The following is a 222-nucleotide window of genomic DNA, read 5'->3' as shown; positions in this document are numbered from 1 at the left end:
GCCTGGCGTGTTGTCACAGATTAACAAATCCTTTGCCGATGCCAATATCAATATTTTTGCCCAAAGTCTGATGACTGAAGAAGATGTGGGCTATTTGGTGATGGATGTGGGTAGCGGCGATTCTGCGCAAGCGGTTGAAGCACTCAAAAATATCCCAGAAACCATTCGTGTGCGGGTATTGTTTTAATTGAAAATGCTTAAATTTTTTGAAATAGAGAAACC

At 41.4% G+C, this 222-nt stretch carries 1 pseudogene; it reads left to right on the top strand.

The window, feature by feature from the left end:
• A pseudogene (locus tag ACKQAD_RS20335) lies at positions 1-187 on the top strand (phosphoglycerate dehydrogenase); the annotation flags it as partial.
• Between the last annotated feature and the right edge of the window lie 35 nt (positions 188-222).

Origin of the sequence: Pectobacterium artocarpous, from assembly GCF_046159765.1 — a bacterium.
Lineage (GTDB): Bacteria > Pseudomonadota > Gammaproteobacteria > Enterobacterales > Enterobacteriaceae > Pectobacterium.
This window is presented reverse-complemented; position numbering and strand designations above follow the sequence as displayed.